Origin of the sequence: Sulfurihydrogenibium sp., from assembly GCF_028276765.1 — a bacterium.
GTDB lineage: Bacteria > Aquificota > Aquificia > Aquificales > Hydrogenothermaceae > Sulfurihydrogenibium.
The window spans coordinates 1-2,902 of the sequence record NZ_JAPYVU010000082.1; the positions used below are offsets into that span (position 1 = coordinate 1).

A 2,902-nucleotide genomic window follows, 5' to 3' on the forward strand; every position below is an offset into this window, starting at 1 on the left:
TCCTTTCATAAAATACTTGACATGGGAGAAACTTCCTGATAACCTATCATCGTAATCAATACAGGCTTAAAAGCCTAATGTTCTGATTCAGGCTTTAGGAAGTTGTAGGAAGGACAGTCTAAAACATTCTGAGCGGTCTTAAAAGACCAATGACAGAAACTTGATCTGTCCTTCCTTTTTTCTCTCATGTCTGTAATTATTAGTAAAACTTATTCTCTTAAAGTTTAAAAATTTTTGGTATATTTAATATACGATGACAGAAAAAGTGAAAGCATGTTAACAATTACCTTATTTGTCATTCTGAGCGAAGCGAAGAATCTCATGATTTTTATTAAATTTATCGCCCAACGTATCCAAAATTTGAATTAATCCAAAATTAGTATAAATTATTTTTATGAGTAAAAAAATATTCAATCTAAAATCAAACTTTAAGCCTACCGGAGACCAGCCAAAAGCTATAAAACAGCTTTATGAAAATCTTATTTCAGGTGTAAACGAGCAGGTCTTGCTTGGTGCAACAGGAACAGGTAAGACCTTTACCATAGCCAACCTTATTGAAAAATACGGAAGACCAACCTTGATACTATCTCATAACAAAACCTTAGCAGCACAGCTTTACAGAGAAATAAAAGAGCTGTTTCCTGATAATGCTGTTGAATACTTTGTGTCTTACTACGATTATTACCAACCGGAAGCCTACATTCCACAAAAAGACCTTTATATAGAAAAAGACAGTGCAATCAACGATGCAATAGACAGGCTAAGACACTCAGCAACAAGAAGTCTGATAGAAAGACCGGATACGATTGTAGTAGCTTCTGTATCCTGCATATACGGACTTGGAACGCCAGAATTTTATGAAAAGTTAAGATTGCAACTTTACGTTGGGATGGAAATAGACAGACAAACACTTTTAAGAAAATTGGTAGAACTTCAATATCAGAGGGATGACTTTTCATTAAAAAGAGGAACGTTTAAAGTAAAAGGTGATACAGTTGAAATCTTACCGGCATACACAGAAGACATTATCGTAAGAGTTGAATTTTTTGGTGATGAAATAGAAAGTATATTAGAAATAGATATTTTTAATAGAGATGTAAAAAGAAAACTTGATAGAACTGTTATCTTTCCGGCAAGTCACTATGTTATACCAAGACCTGATATGTTAGAGGCTATAAAACAGATACAAAAAGATTTAGAGATAGAAGTAGAAGAGTTTAGAAGAGCAGGAAAAGAGATAGAAGCAAACAGGCTTTGGCAAAGGACAAATTACGATATAGAAATGATGCTTGAGCTTGGAACGTGTAAAGGAATAGAAAACTATTCAAGATACTTCGATGGCAGAAAGCCAGGAGAACCACCTTATACTCTCATTGATTACTTTCCGGAAGATTTTTTACTTATAGTAGATGAGTCTCACGTTACAATTCCGCAGATAAAAGCAATGTATAACGGAGACTTTTCAAGAAAAGAAAACCTTGTTAAATATGGTTGGAGAATGAAATCAGCCTACGATAACAGACCTTTAAAGTTTGAAGAATTTGTACAAAAAATACAAAAAGCAATTTACGTATCTGCAACGCCGGCAGATTGGGAAATCAAAAGGTCAAAAGGTGTAATAGTTGAGCAGATAATCAGACCAACAGGCTTGCTTGACCCAATAATAGAAGTCAAAAAAACCGAAGGTCAAATAGATGATTTAATCAATGAAATATGGAAAGTCAAAGAAAGGGACGAAAGAGCAATTGTCATCACACTAACCAAAAAAATGGCAGAACATTTAGCAGATTATCTGACAGAAAGAGAAATAAAGGCAATATACCTCCATTCAGAAATAGACACGATAGAGAGGGTAAAGATAATAAAAGAATTTAGAGAAGGAAAATATGATGTGATTGTTGGTGTAAACTTATTAAGAGAAGGTCTTGATATGCCAGAAGTATCCTTAGTTGCAGTGCTTGATGCAGATAAGCAGGGATTTTTAAGGTCTAAGACAGCATTAATTCAAACCATCGGAAGAGCGGCAAGAAACGTAAACGGAAAAGCTATTTTATACGCTGATAAACTAACGCCGGCAATGATTGAGACAATAGAAGAGACAAACAGAAGAAGAAAAATTCAAGAAGAGTACAATAAAAAACATGGAATAATTCCAAAAACTGTGTCAAAAGAAGTAAAAGACTTAATCTCCTTAGAAGAGCTTGGAATACTTGAAATATACAACCAGCTACCGGATGATATAAACTCAGAAGAAGATTTAATGAAAAAGATTGAACAGCTTGAAAAGCAGATGTGGGACTATGCTAAAAATTGGGAGTTTGAAAAAGCAGCAGAAATTAGAGACCAACTTGAAAAATTAAAGAAATTAGCAACAGTTATTGGATAAATAAATTAGATTTATAGATAACTATGATACCTTGGCGAGAAATTAGTGATTTTCATAGAGTTTAAGAAGACTCTCGGTTGTACGTTTTCAGCCTGACAAAGAAAGTAGAAGTAATTCACGAATTGCCTTTATACTTTGTATGTTAACAGCTTACTTATTATTCTGCAGTTGTGAAGAATCTCCTACTTATAACGAATTTCTCGCTCGATGCATAACTTTTATTACTACAGATAAACAATTATTTCGCAAACGGCAGCAGCTTAATTATAAGCTCTATTGCATCTTTGTTTATGAAAATAATCAAAAAAGCCAAAATTATAAACATAGTCGTAAACTTCTTATCAAGCTTCTGTATGTCATTCTGCAATTTTAACACTTCTTTGTCTATCTTAGCTTCAAGCTCTTTATGACTTATTTCTATCTTAGCTTCAAGCTCGGTCTTTAACAATTCTAATTTTTGATATACCATATCAATATCAGCCTTTGTAGCAAGCTCCTTGGTAAGCTCGTCTTTAA

General features: G+C 33.5%; 1 protein-coding gene and 1 pseudogene. One reads left to right on the plus strand and one right to left on the minus strand.

What is annotated here, in order from left to right:
• Window positions 1–394 precede the first annotated feature (394 nt).
• Window positions 395–2,386 carry an excinuclease ABC subunit UvrB gene (gene uvrB, locus Q0929_RS08875; RefSeq protein ID WP_299240090.1) on the plus strand — a complete coding sequence of 664 codons (1,992 nt, stop codon included), beginning with the start codon at window positions 395–397 and terminating at the stop codon, window positions 2,384–2,386.
• 238 nt (window positions 2,387–2,624) lie between these two features.
• Here the strand turns inward: uvrB and Q0929_RS08880 are convergent.
• A pseudogene (locus Q0929_RS08880) lies at window positions 2,625–2,902 on the minus strand (hypothetical protein); the annotation flags it as partial.

Excerpts from the sequence above, each read along its gene's own strand:
- uvrB (WP_299240090.1), top strand. The coding sequence starts at position 395 with ATGAGTAAAAAAATATTCAATCTAAAATCAAACTTTAAGCCTACCGGA.